The organism is Actinotignum schaalii FB123-CNA-2 (genome assembly GCF_000411135.1).
GTDB lineage: Bacteria > Actinomycetota > Actinomycetes > Actinomycetales > Actinomycetaceae > Actinotignum > Actinotignum schaalii_A.
Map to the genome: position 1 here is coordinate 560865 of NZ_KE150262.1, position 16944 is coordinate 577808.

Here is a 16944-nt window from a genome sequence, read left to right on the forward strand (position 1 = left end):
GTCCTGGAGCTGACAAAACGTCAGTCCCGCCCAGATGCATATTCCCCGAAAGGACAATCATGAGGACCCACACTCACCGCGCCCTCGCCGCCGCCCTCACCGCTGGGGTCGCCGTTGCGCTGCTACCGGCCGGTGCCGCCGTGGCGCAGCCCGTACAGAATAACGACGACGCCCGCGCGGCTACCGCCGCGCGACCCGCACCTAGCCTTGCCGAAGCGGAAAAGAATGTGGCAGTCGCCCAAGAAACCGTGTCGGCGCGCCAGGCTGATGTGGATCGACTTACCGCAACCGCAGCTGAAGCGAAAGCAAAGGCCGCCGAAGCGGAATCTGCGGCTAAGAAAACTCAAGCTGGGGTAACGCAGAGCGAAAAGCAACTTGCAGATGCCACGAAAGAAGCGGAAGCTGCGCAGAAAGCAGCGGACACGGTCAGTGAGGCGGGGAAGGCAGCGAAGGGTCAGCTCCCGCAGGCTGCTGAGCAAGCCCGGAATTCCGCAGACCAAGCGGCCGCCGCCCAGATTGCCCACGAGAAAGCGGACGCGAGTGCGCGGAGAGCCACGGACGATGTCACCGCAAAAGAAGCCGAGCTTAAGGAAAAGGTAGCTGCCGTGCAGGCTGCAACCACTGAAGTAACGAAGGCCCGTGAGGTTGATGCCGCTGCCCAGGCGGATAAGGCCCGGCTTGGCGAGGAAGTTAAGCAGCTTGAGCAGCAGGAGGCCGCCGCGCGGAAAGCTTTGACGCAGGCTGAAGCAGAGCTGGAAAAGGCGAGCGCCCAGCGCGATGAGGTCATCAAGACAGAAATGGCGAAGGTCCGCAAAGAATCGGATGCGGTGCGGGCTGCCCAGGCTGAGTACAAAGCGAAGGCCGAGGCTAAAGAGGCTGCTGCCACCGCTGCCGGTAAGGCGCAGGATGCCGAGGTGACCGCTACCGAAGCGGATGAAGCAGCAAAGGAATCTTTAACCAAGGCTAATGCTGCTAAAGCGGATGCTGAGCGTGTGGCTGCGGAGTCGGAAGCGGAGATCAAAAAGCTCGAGCAGTCGGAGGCTCCACTCGCGGAGCAAGTGACTGCGAAAGAAAAGGCCAAGAAAGAGGCAGAGAGCGCGTACGAGGACGCGAAAAAACTCGAGAAAATGAAGCGTGAACAGCTCGAAAATCTCGAGAAAATTAACCCTGCTGATGACGTGAAGGATTTGGTCGAGAAGCAGAGGAAAATCGTTGCGGAGGCCGAGCAAGTCACCGCGCAAAAGCAGCAGAGTCTCCAGGAAGCTAAGTTGGCGCATGAAGAGGCTGTAGAGAACCTGACAACGGCGCGTGAAAACATAAAACTGAAAAAAGCGGTGCATGAGAAGGCTGTGACCGCGAAGGAAGAAGCCGCTCAGAAAGTGCAGCAGGCGCAGGCCACTGTGGAGCAGCGAGCTATTGAACTCGAGGCTGCCAAAGCTACGAACGCTGCTTTTGAGAAGAAAGCGCTGGAGGCAGCCGAGGAAGCCGGTAAAGCCCAAGAGGCACTAACCGCTGCGGAAGCTAAATTGAACGAGGCCACGGCTGCCCAGAAACAGGCGCTTGAGCAAGCTGAATCTCCGGTACGTGAGGCGGAGGGTAAGCGCGATGCGGCGAATAAGACAGCCGTGAGCGCTACGGAGAAGACGGGTGCGCTCAAGGAACGCGTCGCGGAGCTCGAACCCACCTGGAAGCAGGCTACTGAGAGGCTCGCGCAGGCGGAAAAGGATATGACCGCTGCGCAGACCGCCGCGGATGCCGCCAAGGAGGCGGCGGCTCAGGCGAAGGCTGCTGCGGATAAGGCTCGTCAGGCAGCCGCGGAAGCGGTGCGTACCCTCGATACTGCACGTGCGACTGCTGCCCAGAAGCAAGCCGAATTGACTCGACTCGCCGATGCGTCGAATACCTACGATGAGCGCCAGTGGGATGTTCGCCTAGCTACTGAGAAGGTGAAGGCGGCCGAGGCGGAGCTGCGCACAGCTCAGGATGCTCACGGTAAGGCGACTCTCGCGCTTGAGGCGGCTCGTGAAGCGGAGGAATCCGCAATGAAAGCCCAGGCGGAAGCACAGCAGGAACTGACCGCGGCGAACCTCGCCTTGCAGGCGGCTCAGCGGGATCTGGAACTGGCGCGTCAGCAGGCCCAGACGCCGGAGGGGAAGCCAGGGCAGGCGCCCGATACGCCGTCGTCGCCCCAACCGACCGGCAAGCCCGCGGCGAAGCATTCCGCGGCAGGGAATAAAACAACTACCGCAAAGCGAGCGGTGGCGAAGAACGTAACTCCCACCCAGAAGCTTCCCGAGACCGGAAGCGATATGAGCGGCGCTATTGGTGCGGCAACGCTTCTTATGCTCGCCGGCGGTGCGGTTGTTCTCGGTCGTTCTCGCGCGCGGCATGCGGTGAAGTAAGGACGTGTAGGCATTAGGTGGCAGCGCGTGATGCCACGTGTTGCGAATAGGTGCCCCGCTCGGCCAGTATCGGTTCTGGCTCCGAGCGGGGCACCTTGTTTTCACAGGTGTACTTCGATTGTGTTACGGATGCAGTACAGCTCGAAACTTATATATGCCCTCGCGCCAGGCTCAGCGTGGCCCGCGCTGCATTCAGTTGGCGTCGCCGCACAAACAAACGCGCAGAATACCACCACTGCCCCGCACCTCAGTCACCACGTTCACCTGGTATTCCACCATGCGCCCCGCCTTTGAATCCGCGCGGTTGCTTGTCTACCATTGTCACGCGGCGTTTCGGCGCCGCGCAGTTTTATCTATTCGAGAAGAAAACGAAAAGAGAAGGAAGTCATGCCACGCACTAGTTTTGGCAGCGCCGGCCACGGCGCATCCACCACCGCCCGCACCTCGCTCGCGAAGTGCGCCGCCGCCATGGGAGCCTTGGCGATTCTCGCGGGGATGATGGGGGCATGCACCAAGAGTAGTGATGAGGCTGCAGCCACCTCCGCTCCCGCGGCCAGCTCCGCAGCCCCGGCTGCTAGCTCCGCCGTCGTCACTCCCGGCGCTTCGGAAACCCCTCCGGAAAAGCTCCCGGCAGTCATCCCGAACCCGGCCCACCCGCAAAGCGCAACCGAACTTCTGAGCACCCTCACAATTGCCGAATCGTCCACCACCGATAAGGCCGATCCGGCGAAGTTCGGCCCCGACGCTGCCGGGCTGAACGAAGACGAATGTAACGTCTACACGGACATTCTGCGCCGCGACCTCGTCAACGTGGGTGTGCAGCCGGGCACCTCCGGCTGCGGTATCGCTTACGGCACCCTGGTGGATAGCTACACCGGAAACATGGTTGATTACGCGCGCCCGGATGCCGGCACCAAGACCGTGGTGGTGGACCGCATCGTCAGCCTCGATAACGCCTGGGCTTCGGGTGCCAACCAGTTCACGGACGAGCAGCGCGCCGCTTTCGCCAGCGACCCGCGCAATATGCAGGCCGTGTCCGCGGACCAGGCCAAAGAGAAGGCCGGGCGTTCCGCCGCCGAATGGGTCCCCGCGAACAAGAACTTCACCTGCCAGTACGTGGCGCGGCAAATCGGCGTGAAGGCCACCTACGGGCTGACCGTCACCCAGGCCGAACACGATGCTTTCGCCCAGTACTTGCAGACCTGCCCGAACCAGTTGGTTCCCGGCTGGGAAGGCCCTGCGGGCAAGTAGCCTGCGGGCCAGTAGCCGATAGGCACGTAGCCACATAGGCAACTAGCCACATAGGCAACTAGCCACATAGCCATATTGGCGCGGCACAAAAGTGGCCGGGGGCGCGCAGCTCCCGGCCGCTTGCCGTATGATCACAAACGGTGCGTGACCAGCAACCGAAAGGACATGTATGACCGCGCGTTTAAGGCTCAATCCTGATTTCGACGACGCCGCACATACCGTCCCGGTCTCCCTCAGCGAACGTCACCCCGATACTCCGCACGCCGTCCTCCCCGCCGCCATCCTCGCCGGCGAAACGCAAGTAACCGGGACCACCGGCGAATCCGGGGAGGAGGAGACCCGCGCAAATCCCCTGGGAGTATGCGATATGTTCCGGGTGGGGATAGGCCCGTCGTCGTCACATACGGTGGGGCCCATGCGCGCCGGGCTGCATTTCGCAACGCTGCTGGCCACCCGCGCCCCGGGCGCTCGCATCACGAGCCTGCGCGTGGATCTTTTCGGTTCCCTGGCCGCCACCGGGCGCGGGCATAATACCGACCGCGCGGTCCTCCTCGGGCTGTCCGGGTACAGCCCGGAAAATGTATCCATCGCGGTGGTGGACGGCATGGAAGCCGCTATCGATTCTTCCGGTACCCTCACCGTGCCCGGTTTCGAGCCCACACCGTTCGTGCGCGACCGCGATATTATTTTTCGTCCGCGTGATATTTTGCCCTACCACGTAAATGCGTTAACCTTGCGTGCCTGGGCGGGCGAGGAGCTCCTCGCTGAACATACGTATTATTCGGTGGGTGGCGGTTTCGTGATGGAAGAGTTGGGCGATCCGGCTGAACCGCGGGTGGCGCCGCTCGCCACGGAAGAACAGGCCGACGCCGCCCAGACCGCGGTCCCCTATCCGTTTTTCACCGCAGCTCGGCTGCTGGAGCTCTGTTCCGAAACTGGCATGCGCATTTCTGAACTCGCGCTCGCTAATGAAACCGCGCTGCGCCCACACCAGGCTGTTATTGCCCATATGGATCGGGTGCACGCCGTGATGGGTGAGGCGATTAAGGCCGGTATTGCCACGGAGGGGACTCTTCCGGGTGGGCTGCGCGTGAAGCGGCGCGCCCCCGGGCTGGCCCGCGAACTGGAGGAAAAAACCGCGGCGGGGCACCGCGCGGACCAGCTGGAAGCCCTCGGGTGGGTGAATCTTTTCGCCCTGGCCATTAACGAAGAAAATGCGGCCGGCCACCGGATTGTCACCGCGCCGACGAACGGCGCGGCCGGCGTCGTTCCCGCGGTCCTCACGTATTATGAACGTTTCGTGCCCGGGGCCACCCGCGCGGGAATGTATAATTTTTTGCTTGCCGGGGCGGCCATCGGCGGAATTATTAAGACGAATGCGTCCATTGCCGGGGCGGAAGTGGGCTGCCAGGGTGAAGTCGGTTCTGCTTCGGCAATGGCGGCCGCCGGTTTCGCGGAAGCTCTGGGCGGCACCCCGGCCCAGGTGGAAAATGCTGCGGAAATTGCTATGGAACATTCTCTTGGCCTCACCTGCGATCCCGTGGGTGGCCTGGTGCAAATCCCGTGCATTGAACGCAATGCCATGGCTGCGGTTAAATCTATTAATGCCGCCTATATTGCGTTGTGGGGCGATGGCTCCCACACCGTCTCCTTTGATACCGTGGTGGAAACCATGCGCCAAACCGGGATGGATATGCTTTCCAAATATAAGGAAACTTCGGAGGGTGGGCTCGCGGTTAACGTGGTGGAGTGCTAGCCGTACCGTGTGGCTGCGCCGTGTGGCGTCCCGCTGCGAAACTCCGCGAAAGGGGTGCAAAACTACCTCGAACGGGCGGAAACTACCCGGAACGGCCGGAAACTACCCGAAACGTCCCCGAAATGTGACGTAGCACAAGTCCCGTCCAGTCCCATTAGGTGGAACTTAGTTCCATAATAGATGTATGAACGACTGCCGCGGCATGCCGCCCATTCGGGGTGGCCGGCCGCGCGCCACTGACAAGGGGTTGGAATGTTTTCTGGTGTGTATTGCCCGTCGGTCACGTTGATCGACGATTCGGGTGCGATTGATTATCCGGCGATGGCCGCCCATATTGATCGTCTTGCCGAGTCCGGGCTCAACGGGGTGCTCTTCTTCGGCTCGATCGGGGAGTTTTTCTCCTTTGCTACTGAGGAGAAGGCCGAGTTCTTGAAGTTCGCGGTCAAGCAGGCCGCGGGGCGTTTCCAGGTGTTGGCCGGGGTGAGCGCGGCGCGGCTGAGTGAGGTGCTGGAGAATATCGCGGCTGCTGAGGTTGCTGGTGTGGATGGCGTGGTGGCTCTTCCGCCCTTCTATTTCGGGCATTCATATGGGCGGGCCCTTGATTTTTATGACGCGGTTGCGGGCGCGACGAGCCTTCCTGTGATGCTTTATAACTTCCCGGAGCGTACGGGTGCGGATTTGAGTCCGGAGTTGGTGGCTGAGCTGGCCGCCCGGCACGAAAATATTGTGGCGCTCAAGGATACGGTGGATACTCAGAGTCATACGCGGCGGGTGATTCGCGAGGTGAAGAAGGTGCGCCCGGATTTCGCGGTGCTTTCTGGTTTTGATGAGTATTACATTGGGAATCGGGTGTGTGGCGGGACCGGGGTGCTCTCGGGCCTGACGAATCTTATTCCTGAGGTATTTGCGGCGATGCATGCGGCGTATGAGGCCGGGGACGTTACGGGCGCTGCCGCGGAGTTGGGGAAGATTACGCGTTTGGCTGCGGTGTATGAGATCGGTGATATTTTCATTGCTGCGATTAAGGAGGGGGTGCGTTTGTGCGGGGTGAAGTGCTCGCCGTTGATGCGTGCCCCGCAGGTCCCGTTGAGCGCGGAGGATTCGGAGAAAATCGCGACGCTGCTACGCGAAGTACGCGCATAAATACGCGTGCATTAGTGCCGCGTATTAAATCTGCGCACTAAATACCGCACATTAAATACGACGACGCCCGGGGTAGGCGGATTTTCCGCCCACCCCGGGGCCAACCGGCCACGGTGTTCCTTGCCCACACCGTTGCCGGCGCGGCTGGCGGTGCCCAGCCGCGTAGTATTTAAGGCCGCTTACCGACTTCGAAGGTATTCACCGTCCAGGCGCGCAGCTGATCGGAAAGCGTCACGCCCAGGCCGGGCCGGTCAGAAACAATCATGCGACCGTCCTTGATTTCCATATGCTCATTGAAGAGTGGATCCAACCAGGTGAAGTGCTCCACCCACGGCTCCAGGGAATAGGTGGCCGCCAGGTGGGAGTGGATCTCCATGGCGAAATGCGGGGCGAGCTGCAGGCCGGCATGCTCGGCCAGCTTCGTCAGCTTGAGGAATTCCGAAACGCCACCCACGCGCGGAGCATCCGGCTGAATGAAATCGCAGGAGTGGTTCTCGATGAGCTTGACGTGCTCGGCTACCGAAGCGAGCATCTCACCGGTAGCAATTGGGGTGATGAAACGGCGCGCGAGCTCCGCGTGGCCTTCGTAATCGTAGGCATCCAGCGGTTCCTCAATCCACACCAGATTGAATTCTTCCAGCCATTCGCACATGCGGTTCGCGGTGGGGCGATCCCACTGCTGATTCGCATCCACCATAAGCGGGAAATCATCGCCCAGCGCCTCGCGCACCGCCTTGACGCGGGTGTAATCCACCTGGTGATCCGGGTGCCCCACCTTGATCTTGATGCCGCCAATACCCTTTTCCTTGGAAGCCAGCGCATTCTCGATCACTTCTTCCAGCGGCGAGGAAAGGAAGCCGCCGGAAGTGTTATAGGTGCGGATGGAATCCCGGTGGGCACCAATAAGCTTGGAGAGCGGCAGCCCGGCCCGCTTCGCCTTCAAATCCCACAGGGCCACATCAATGGCGGCAATGGCCTGCACCGCCACCCCGCTGCGCCCCACCGAAGCTCCGGCCCACAGTAGCTTCACGCGCAGGCGGTCAATATCGTTGGGATCTTCCCCGATAAGGTTATCGGCCACTTCGGAAGCGTGGGCGAATTGCGCTGGCCCACCCGCCCGTTTCGAATATGAAAAACCGACTCCGGAATGGCCGTCGGTTGTTTCGATCTCGCAGAAGAGGAAATTCACCTCTGTCATGGGCTTTTGCCGTCCGGTGAAGACCTTTGCGTCAGAAATAGGGTTGTTCAGCGGCAAAATAACGTGGGAAAGCTTCACGTGTGCGATGGTATCCCGGCTCACAATATGCTCCTTTGCCTTGGGGTCTGCCTGAGATATGCCGGGAAGGCGCCCGTGCAGCGGTGCATACACGGCGTCAGCCTACTTACCGGCAATACAAGTATCTACACATGTAGACCGTGCCAAATGTGACATAAGTCCCTAGGTGGTGCACCTTCGTGGCCAATAGGGAGAAAGCCAGCTGGCGTCGTCGTTAGGTCTGAGTTGGTTCACGTTAGTCAAGTTTTCGAAACTGGCTGATGGGAACAGCGAGATCGCCCGGGATGGGTAGTGGCAGCGGTATAGGAGTTATCCACAGAATCCTCAAACGTCACCCTTATCCACAAGGCGTCACCTAGGTCTTTTTTACGCTTCTACGCCATGCGAGAATGACGGAAAGGATGGAGGTGACCACTATGGCAGTCATTATCGGGCGAACCTACACCTCGCTGGAAGAAATTCTGGAGCGGAAAGAAGAGATTCTGCGCGAGGTTAGAATGACCCGGGAAGAATTCGACCTACGCGCTGATAACTACCTGCTCGGCGAAAAAGAAGCAAAGCTCTATTTCGAATTGGATGGATTAGATTACTTCGAGAAGTTGGCTCGCTATGGCCGTGAACCGCGATCATCCAGGTGGGAGCCTGGAGTTCCAAGCCGAAAGATTTGCTGACCATCTAGGAAAGATAAGCAGTTTTCTAGATGAAAATTCTTCAGTAAGTATCGAGTCGGTGGTGCTGAGTAAAGCGCCTGGAAAGCGAATCAGTGGCCGCATAGCTTTCCAGGGCAACCCGCTTGTACTATTTGACTATCGAGTTTTTCTCGATCCGGAGAGTGGTTTTCTCACGGTCGATCAATCAACATTTTCAGTGATCCGCGGACACGAAGGACAAGAGCCTCTGGTGCGCTGGGATTACATTCGCTCACCACGTTCGAATATTCCCTGCGCGCATATCCAGATACATTCGCACGGCGATGAATGGACACATGCTTTGCTCCTGAGCGGTCATCATTCCCGCCGGGCATGCCGGCGCATTAAGAACGAGGCCCGCACTCCACGTATTGCCAATGTTCATTTCCCGGTGGGTAGGCGCAGGTTTCGGCCCTGCCTTGAAGAGATTCTTCTTTTCGTGATCGATGAGTTCGGAGCGGCATGTACACCGCAAGCACGCGATGCACTCCATCGAGGAATCCGGGAATGGGAGAAGATTCAGTTACGCGCCGCGGTGCGTCATGACCGTACTGCTGCGCTCGAAGCTCTCGAAGAGTGAACCACCTATCCCATTCTTCTCCCCGCTACGCAATCGGCGCGGAATCGAGAATCCGATTGACGGCCGTGCGCATGGCGGCCGCGAGCTCCGCTTCGCGCTCCGCGCTCCAGCGCGCGCTAGGAACTGAGCAAGAAATAGCGTCGCGCACCGGGCTTTCGTAGGGGAGGGAAAAGGCCACGCAATGCAGACCGGGGGTATTTTCCTCATTGTCGATAGCGTAACCGCGCGTGGCGGTCTCTGTGAGGACCTTGCGCAGCTGCGTCGGTGAGGTGATGGTCCGCTCGGTCAGCGCCACCAGTTCCTCCGGAATGTCTTCGGGGCGGTGGGCCAGCACGGCTTTGCCCAGGCCGGTGGCCGCGGCGGGCAGGCGGCGCCCCACGCGTGAATAGGTGCGGGTGGAGCGGTCGGATTGCTGAGTAAGTAGATATACGATTTCCGCGTTATCGAAACGGCCCATATGGAAGGTTTCCCCGTGCTCCTTGGCCAGGTCCACGAGAATCGGGCGCACAATCCGCACGTAGGGATCCGCATCAATATAGGCCGTGCCCACGGTGAGCGCACGGATGCCCAGCATGTAGCGATCCGTGGAGGTGGCCTGCACCCATTCGGCATCGATCAAGGTGCGGAGCAGGGCGTAGGTGGAGGAACGTGGCGCATCTAACTCCGCGCAGATCTCCGCCAGGCGCGGCGGGTCGGCAATGCGCCTGCCGAGGAATTCGAGCAGGTCAACGGTGCGTGAGGCAGATTTTACGGGGCGAACACCGCCGCCATGCATGCTTGTAGCTCTCAAACGGATCCAACACCTTCGTATCCGTGGTGCCGCGACGCCCGGCAGGGGACCGTGCGCTGGGGGCACCTCAGGGATGCCACGGCACCACGTAATTTCTTTCGTTTCTCTAGGTTCCATAGTAAAGGACAGCGCAACAAGTTCCCCGGAACTGCGTCGCCGAACGTCTGTGTCGCTCCGCATACCTCAGACGTTAGTCCCATCCTGTAGTACCGCAATCGCGTTTTAATACTAGTGTCTACATACGTAGCTGACTGTCCACAAAGTTTCGTGCTTCGCTGCTGAAGTCGAAACTGAAGCCGCAACCAAGGAGAACTATGGAGTTCCATGCAGAAGGCGTGATTCCCGCTCTCGTCACACCTCTAGATCGCGAAGGAAACTTGCTGGAGCAGGGTCTGCGCGACGTCATTGACTACACGATCACCAACGGCGTGCACGGTATTTTCGTGCTCGGCAGCTCCGGTGAAATCTACGGCCTCGATAACGCTCAGAAGCGCCGCGTTGTTGAAATCGCCGTGGAACAGGCCAATGGCCGGGTCCCGGTCTACGCCGGCGCCTCGGAAATCACCACCCGCGATTGCATTAAGACCGCACATATGGTTCAGGAAGTGGGCGGGGTATCCGCTCTTTCGGTCCTCACCCCCTACTTCATGACCCCCACCCAGTCCGAACTGGTCGAGCACTACAAGAACATCGCGGCGGAAACCGATCTGCCCATCCTGGTGTACTCCAACCCGGGCCGCACCCAGGTCCCGGTGGCTCTCAAGACCATGCTGGAACTGGTGGACGTCCCCAATATCATCGGCATCAAGGATTCCGCCGGGAACCTGACCCTGACCGGGGATTACATTCGCGAGCTCCCCGATGACTTCGATGTCATTATGGGCCGCGATACCCTCATTTACCCGGCCCTGTGCCTGGGAGCCGCCGGCGCCATCGCCTCCACCGCGAATATTGCGCCCAAGCTCGTCTCCAGCATTTACAACGAATACCGCGCCGGCAACCGCGAACGCGCCCTCGAATTGCAAAATGCGCTCTCGCCGCTGCGCAATCTCGTGGACGTGGCCACCTTCCCGGTGGTCCTCAAGGAAGGCCTGCGTATGGCGGGTGTGGAAGCGGGATACTGCTTCGCACCGGCCCGTGAACTTGCCCCCGAATTCCGCCCGGCGCTCGAAAAGGCCGTCGAAGCGGTCACCAATATCTAGCCGTATCCGGCTATCTCAGTGATGAGATTGGAAACTAAGGAAAAACCATGCCACTAGTAATCCTCGCACTTGGCATTGCGCTGCTCCTGTTCCTCATGATCGTGCTGAAGATGAATGGCTTTATTGCCCTCGTCATCGTCTCGGTCGTGGTGGGCATGGCGCAGGGTATGCCTCTCCTGGCAACCGTCGACGATAAGGGTGAGAAAGTCAAGGGACTCCTTGACGTCATCCAATCGGGCGTGGGCGGGCAGACCGGTAAACTCGTGCTGCTCCTCGGCTTCGGCGCCATGCTCGGCGTTTTCATGGCGGATATGGGCGCGGCGAACCGCCTCGCCACCACCATGATTAACAAGTTCGGGATCAAGCATTCCCAGCTCGCGATTGTTATCGTGTCCTTCCTCGTGGGTGTTGTGCTCTTCTACGAGACCGCCTTCGTCATCATCATCCCCATCGTCTTCGCGGTATGCCGGGCCTACAAGATCCCGGTCATGTGGCTGGCGATGCCCATGGCGATCGCGCTGTCCACGATGCACTCCTTCCTCCCGCCCCACCCGGGCCCCTCGGCCGTGGCGAATATGTACGATGCCTCCATCGGCCTGACCATGCTTTACGGCCTCATCTTTGCCATTCCGCTGGGCGCGGTGGTCGCCATCATGTGGCCGCGCCTGCCCTTCGTCAAGTCCGTGACCGCCCGCCCGCCGGCCGGCCTGGTCAACGAAAAGGAATGGACCGACGAAGAAATGCCGGGCTTCTGGGCTTCGCTGTGCATCACCGCCCTCCCGGTTATCCTCATCGGTGGCCACGCCATCCTCGAGGTAACCCTGGGTCACGATCACGCGGTCACCAAGGTGATGGCCTTCATCGGCCACGACTGGTTCGCCCTCATGATCTCCCTCCTCGTGGCCGTGGCCTACTTCGGCCTGCTGCGCAAGGTGCCGATGGATAAGATCATGGCCTCCTGCGCGGCTTCGGTGAAGTCCATCGCGATGATCGTGTTCATCATCGGCGGTGGCGGTGCCTTCGCGGCCGTGCTCAAGAACGGTGGTATTTCCGATTACATCCTCGGAATCACCGAGAACCTCAGCCTCTCCCCGATTATTATCGCCTGGCTTATCGCCGCGCTCATGCGCGTGGCCCTCGGTTCCGCTTCGGTGGCCGTGGTGGCCGCGGCCGGTATCGCGCTGCCGATGATCGCCGGCGGTGGGGTGAGCCCCGAAATCATGACCCTGGCAACTACGTGCGGTTCCATTATGGCCTCGCACGTCAACGACCCCGGGTTCTGGATGTTCAAGGAATTCCTCGGGCTCTCGGTGGCGGAAACCATCAAGGTCCGCACCACCTACACCTCGCTGCTCTCCGTGCTCGGCTTGGGCGCCTGCCTGCTGCTGAGCCTCGTGGTTCCGGTCTAAGGATACGGATAGGGGGTACGACGGCGCAGCTACGGCCGCGCCCTACCCCCGCGAGGAACGGTGCGCAGAGAAAACGGCGCATAAACGGCGCATAAAAACGGAGCGCCCCACCCCACGTGAAACGCTCCGCCCGTTGGAAACACCAACCTGACGATCATACAAAAAGGAAGGAAAAACTCCATGAAGATCGGATTTATCGGTCTTGGCATTATGGGTAAGCCCATGGCGAAGAACCTCCTCAAGGCCGGGCACGAACTCTACGTGAACGACCACAATGCCGAAGCCGTTGCCGAAGTGGTGGAAGCCGGAGCGACCGCCGTTGCGAACGGTAAGGAAGCTGCGGAGAAGGCCGACCTGGTCATCACGATGCTTCCGAATTCCCCCCACGTCAAGGCGGTGGCCCTGGGCGAAGGCGGCATTATCGAAGGCGCTCGCGAAGGACTCATCTACGTGGATATGTCCTCCATCGCGCCCCTCGCCTCGCGCGAAGTGGCCGCGGGCCTGGAAAAGGCCGGCGTGCGGATGCTGGACGCCCCGGTTTCCGGCGGCGAACCGAAGGCCATTGACGGCACCATGTCCGTGATGGTCGGCGGCGAAGAAGAGCTCTTCAACGAGGTCAAGGACGTGCTCGGCGTGATGGCCGGGGATGTCACCTACGTGGGTCCCATCGGGGCCGGCAATATTGCCAAGCTGGCCAACCAGGCCATCGTAGCGATCAATATTGCCGCCTGCGCCGAAGCATTCACCATGGCCCAGAAGGCCGGAGTGGATCCGGAAGCCGTGTACCGCGCCATCCGTGGCGGACTGGCCGGCTCCACGGTGATGGACGCCAAGGTCCCCATGATGCTGGCCCGCAATTTCAAGCCGGGCTTCCGCATCAACCTGCATATCAAGGACCTCAATAACGTCATGGACACCGGCCACGGGGTCAATTCCGCGCTTCCGCTCACCGCCCAGGTGCGCGAGATGATGTCGGTACTCGAGGGCGATGACCATGCCGGTGAGGACCACTCCTCCCTCGTGCGCTTCTACGAGAAGCTCGCGAATATCGAGCTGCACCCGGGCCTGCCCGAGTAAAGCACCCGCTGGCCGTAGCTGGCCCGCCACCGCGGCCGTGTGACTCCGAGCCGCGGCGGGCTGGAACCGAGGGCGGCCGGCTACATGCACGGCTGGACGCAGCCGGACCGGCCGGAAAGGAACCTCTCCTGTCCGGCCGGCCGGCGGCCAGCTAGCGGCGTCGTCGTAAAACCCGCGCGTAGCGCGCAGTCGCAACCACTAGAACACCGCACCTACAAACAAACGCACATACTCCTCTACTCCGACCAAACGCGCCGCGCGGCGCACAATATCCGCGCAGCGCCCAAACAAGAAAGACAACGATGTCAGTTCCCACAATTAAGAAGATCGATGTTTACCCGGTTGCCGGCCATGACTGCATGGAACTCAACCTCTCCGGCGCGCACGGCCCCTACTTCACCCGTAACGTGGTGGTGATGGAAGATTCCAGCGGAAACGTTGGTATTGGCGAAGTCCCCGGCGGTGAGAAGATCACCCGCACCATCGAGGACGCCAAGGATATTGTGCTGGGGCGTTCCCTGGCCGATTACAATAATTTCCTGCGTGAAGTGGGCGAACGCTTCGCGGATCGCGACGCGGGCGGGCGCGGCCTGCAAACCTTCGACCTGCGTACCACCGTGCACGCCGTCACCGCGCTGGAAGCAGCCACCCTGGACCTCTTCGGCCAGTTCCTCAACGTGCCGGTGGCCGCGCTCCTGGGCGAAGGCCAGCAGCGCGATCAGGTGCGGGCCCTCGGCTACCTCTTCTACGTGGGCGACCCGGATAAGACGGACCTGCCCTACCTGCGCGAAAAGGATTCGGATGTGGAATGGTACCGCATCCGCCACGAAGAAGCCCTCACCCCCGAAGCGATCGTGAAATTCGCGGAAGCCACCCACGATCTCTACGGATTCCAGGACTTCAAGCTCAAGGGCGGCGTACTGGAAGGCGCCGAAGAAATGAAGGCGATTGTGGCCCTCAAGGAACGCTTCCCCGAGGCCCGCATCACCCTCGACCCCAACGGCGCATGGTCCCTCAAGGAAGCCATTGAGCTGTGCAAGGACAAGGTCGGCATCCTCACCTACGCCGAGGATCCCTGCGGTGCCGAAAACGGCTTCTCCGGTCGCGAAATCCTCAACGAGTTCCGCAAGGCCACCGGCCTGCCCACCGCCACCAATATGGTCAATACCGACTGGCGCCAGATGACCCACTCGCTGACCCTGCAATCCGTGGATATCCCGCTGGCCGACCCGCACTTCTGGACGATGCGCGGCTCGGTGCGCGTGGCCCAGCTCTGCCACGATATGGGCATGACCTGGGGCTGCCACTCCAATAACCACTTTGATATTTCCCTGGCCCAGATCGCCCACTGCGGCGCGGCGGCCCCGGGCGAATACAACGCCCTGGATACCCACTGGATCTGGCAGGAAGGCGTGGAGCGCCTGACCAAGGAACCGATGAAGATCGTGGACGGCAAGCTCACGATCCCGCAGCGCCCGGGCCTGGGCATCGAGCCCGATATGGATCAGATCCTCGCGGCGCACGAACTCTACAAGGAGAAGGTGGAAGGCGGCGGCGCGCGCAACGACGCCATCGGCATGCAGTACCTCATCCCCGGCTGGAAGTTCGATAATAAGAAGCCAGCACTGGTCCGCTAACTAAAAGGCGGGTAGCTTGCGGCAACACTAGTTTGCGTTGACGCTAGCGTGCCGCACGCTACCGGCTTTAAGCTGCCAGTGTTCCTATCGCGCGGGGCGCGCGGGCGCGAGTTTTCTCCATTTCCTCGCGTTCGTGTGCCCCGCGTATTTTTTCGATAGCTTTTCTATAGCGTTTCGATAGCTTTAACATCCGCGTGACTCAGCACGGCGAAAATTGTAGACACCGACGTGAAAGGCTCTGCCATGAAAATTGTGTGCTGCCCCGATAGCTTCAAAGAATCCATGACGGCGGCCCGCGCGGCCGCGGCGCTCGCGGCCGGGGCGCGGCGGGCTATACCCGATGCGCAATGCGTGGAAATTCCTATGGCGGACGGCGGGGAAGGTTTCGCCCGCGCCATTGCCGATGCACTGGGCGCCCGGATCATCACGCTGCCGGTGGCCGGGGTGCGCGGGGCTACGGTGCCGGCTGAGCTGGCGATCGCGGGGGAGCACGCCATTTTTGAGAGCGCGGCCGCGGTGGGGTTGGACCAGTTGCGCCCCGAAGAACGCGATATTCGCCGCTCGGATAGTACCGGGGTGGGGCAGCTTATTGCGCGGGCGCTCGATGAGGGCGCCACCGAGATTCTGGTGGGCCTGGGTGGTTCCGCCACGAACGACGGCGGGGCCGGGATGCTCGCGGCACTCGGCGCACGTTTTTACGACGACGCCGCCACCGAGCTGGGCACCACCCCGGCGGAGATGGCGCGCTTGGCGCGGGCGGACTTCAGCGGCCTGGATCCGCGCCTGGCCGGCGTGACCATCCGGGTGGCCTGCGATGTGGATAATCCGCTGCTCGGGGAGCGCGGGGCTTCCGCGATTTACGGGCCGCAGAAGGGTGCTTCGCCCGCGGACGTGGAATTCCTGGACGGGGTGCTGCGTAATTTCGCGACCGTTGCCGGGAAGATGGACGTGCAGGAGACGCCGGGCGCGGGGGCGGCCGGCGGGCTCGGTTTCGCATTTTTGCTGTTGGGGGCCAGCCTGGAATCCGGGGTGGATCTGGTCATGGAAACCGTGGGGCTAGCAGAGGCGATGGCCGGCGCGGACCTGGTTCTGACCGGGGAGGGCGCCATGGATCGCCAAACCCTCATGGGCAAAACGCTTTCCGGGGTGGCGCGGGTTGCCGCGGCGGCCGGTGCGGGTGCCGGGCGCGGTGCGGGTGCCGGTGATACGCCCAGCGGCGGTAAATCTGCCGGCGTGCCGATTATTGCTTTCGCGGGGAAACTCGGTGAAGGCGTGGAGGACCTGTACGAACACGGCTTCGTTGGCTTGGTGCCGATTGTGGACCGGCCCTGCACGCTTGACGAGGCGCTTGCGGAGGGCGCGGCGAACCTGGAAAACGCCGCCGAACGCGCCTTGCGCCTCTACGCGGCCGGCCGGCGTGCCTAATTTCTCGGTGGCGGCAGCTAGATTAACCATCCATGACCCCTGGGGTAAACAAGTGTTGCCGAGGGGTGCGATCACATAAGTCGAACCTCAGGAGTCACACCAGCACCGGCGGAGGTACTAGGTGTTTTCAGAGCTGTACTTCGTATGTACGACATTCGCAGTACACCCCGGACAACACATACCGGGTCCGGCAGCCTGCACCCCGGCCCCAGCCGAGTGGGGCATCTCGAAGGGCGCGTCTGAAAGGGCCGGCCCGGTTATGGCGCAACGAAGTGGTACGTCACGACAGGAAATCATCTAGTTAATG

General features: G+C 61.2%; 13 protein-coding genes. 11 read left to right on the plus strand and 2 right to left on the minus strand.

Translation table 11 applies throughout. The annotated features are described in order from the left end of the window. Positions 1-59: 59 nt before the first annotated feature. The 4 genes from HMPREF9237_RS02315 to HMPREF9237_RS02330 all read left to right on the plus strand — a co-directional run bounded on the left by HMPREF9237_RS02315 (position 60) and on the right by HMPREF9237_RS02330 (position 6552). On the plus strand, positions 60-2402 hold the full coding sequence (locus tag HMPREF9237_RS02315; protein WP_016442112.1) for an LPXTG cell wall anchor domain-containing protein: 2343 nt from the start codon (positions 60-62) through the stop codon (positions 2400-2402). A 387-nt stretch (positions 2403-2789) separates the two neighbouring features. Further along, a complete protein-coding gene (locus HMPREF9237_RS02320) occupies positions 2790-3653 on the plus strand; it encodes a GmrSD restriction endonuclease domain-containing protein (RefSeq protein ID WP_016442113.1) in 864 nt (287 codons plus the stop codon). Between the two features lie 169 nt (positions 3654-3822). Continuing rightward, the gene (locus HMPREF9237_RS02325) at positions 3823-5409 is read left to right on the plus strand and encodes an L-serine ammonia-lyase (RefSeq protein ID WP_016442114.1); all 1587 of its coding nucleotides are present in this window, start codon (positions 3823-3825) and stop codon (positions 5407-5409) included. A gap of 252 nt (positions 5410-5661) precedes the next feature. After that, entirely contained in the window at positions 5662-6552 is an 891-nt protein-coding gene (locus HMPREF9237_RS02330; protein ID WP_016442115.1) for a dihydrodipicolinate synthase family protein, read from the plus strand. A 169-nt stretch (positions 6553-6721) separates the two neighbouring features. Here HMPREF9237_RS02330 and HMPREF9237_RS02335 read toward each other — a convergent pair whose 3' ends face one another. Then, complete coding sequence (locus HMPREF9237_RS02335; RefSeq protein WP_016442116.1) at positions 6722-7852, minus strand: L-talarate/galactarate dehydratase; 1131 nt, start codon at positions 7850-7852, stop codon at positions 6722-6724. 392 nt (positions 7853-8244) lie between these two features. Here HMPREF9237_RS02335 and HMPREF9237_RS02340 point away from each other — a divergent pair, with 392 nt between their 5' ends. Both HMPREF9237_RS02340 and HMPREF9237_RS09175 read left to right on the plus strand, forming a co-directional pair. Then, the gene (locus tag HMPREF9237_RS02340; protein ID WP_016442117.1) at positions 8245-8499 is read left to right on the plus strand and encodes a hypothetical protein; all 255 of its coding nucleotides are present in this window, start codon (positions 8245-8247) and stop codon (positions 8497-8499) included. Then, a complete protein-coding gene (locus tag HMPREF9237_RS09175) occupies positions 8438-9097 on the plus strand; it encodes a hypothetical protein (protein WP_016442118.1) in 660 nt (219 codons plus the stop codon). Before HMPREF9237_RS02340 ends, HMPREF9237_RS09175 begins: the two co-directional genes overlap by 62 nt. A gap of 25 nt (positions 9098-9122) precedes the next feature. Here the strand turns inward: HMPREF9237_RS09175 and HMPREF9237_RS02350 are convergent, their stop codons facing one another. After that, complete coding sequence (locus HMPREF9237_RS02350; protein WP_231366652.1) at positions 9123-9887, minus strand: IclR family transcriptional regulator; 765 nt, start codon at positions 9885-9887, stop codon at positions 9123-9125. Positions 9888-10201: 314 nt separating this feature from the next. Between HMPREF9237_RS02350 and dapA the strand changes: the two genes are divergently transcribed. From dapA to HMPREF9237_RS02375, 5 genes are all read left to right on the plus strand, one after another. Beyond that, the gene (dapA, locus tag HMPREF9237_RS02355) at positions 10202-11089 is read left to right on the plus strand and encodes a 4-hydroxy-tetrahydrodipicolinate synthase (protein WP_016442120.1); all 888 of its coding nucleotides are present in this window, start codon (positions 10202-10204) and stop codon (positions 11087-11089) included. A 47-nt stretch (positions 11090-11136) separates the two neighbouring features. Next, positions 11137-12498, plus strand: coding sequence for a gluconate:H+ symporter (locus HMPREF9237_RS02360; protein ID WP_016442121.1), 1362 nt, complete (start codon positions 11137-11139; stop codon positions 12496-12498). 180 nt (positions 12499-12678) lie between these two features. Further along, positions 12679-13575 carry a 2-hydroxy-3-oxopropionate reductase gene (gene garR, locus HMPREF9237_RS02365; RefSeq protein ID WP_016442122.1) on the plus strand — a complete coding sequence of 299 codons (897 nt, stop codon included), beginning with the start codon at positions 12679-12681 and terminating at the stop codon, positions 13573-13575. A gap of 302 nt (positions 13576-13877) precedes the next feature. Next, a complete protein-coding gene (locus tag HMPREF9237_RS02370) occupies positions 13878-15212 on the plus strand; it encodes an enolase C-terminal domain-like protein (RefSeq protein ID WP_016442123.1) in 1335 nt (444 codons plus the stop codon). 243 nt (positions 15213-15455) lie between these two features. Beyond that, the gene (locus tag HMPREF9237_RS02375) at positions 15456-16637 is read left to right on the plus strand and encodes a glycerate kinase (protein WP_016442124.1); all 1182 of its coding nucleotides are present in this window, start codon (positions 15456-15458) and stop codon (positions 16635-16637) included. The last annotated feature ends 307 nt before the right edge of the window (positions 16638-16944 follow it).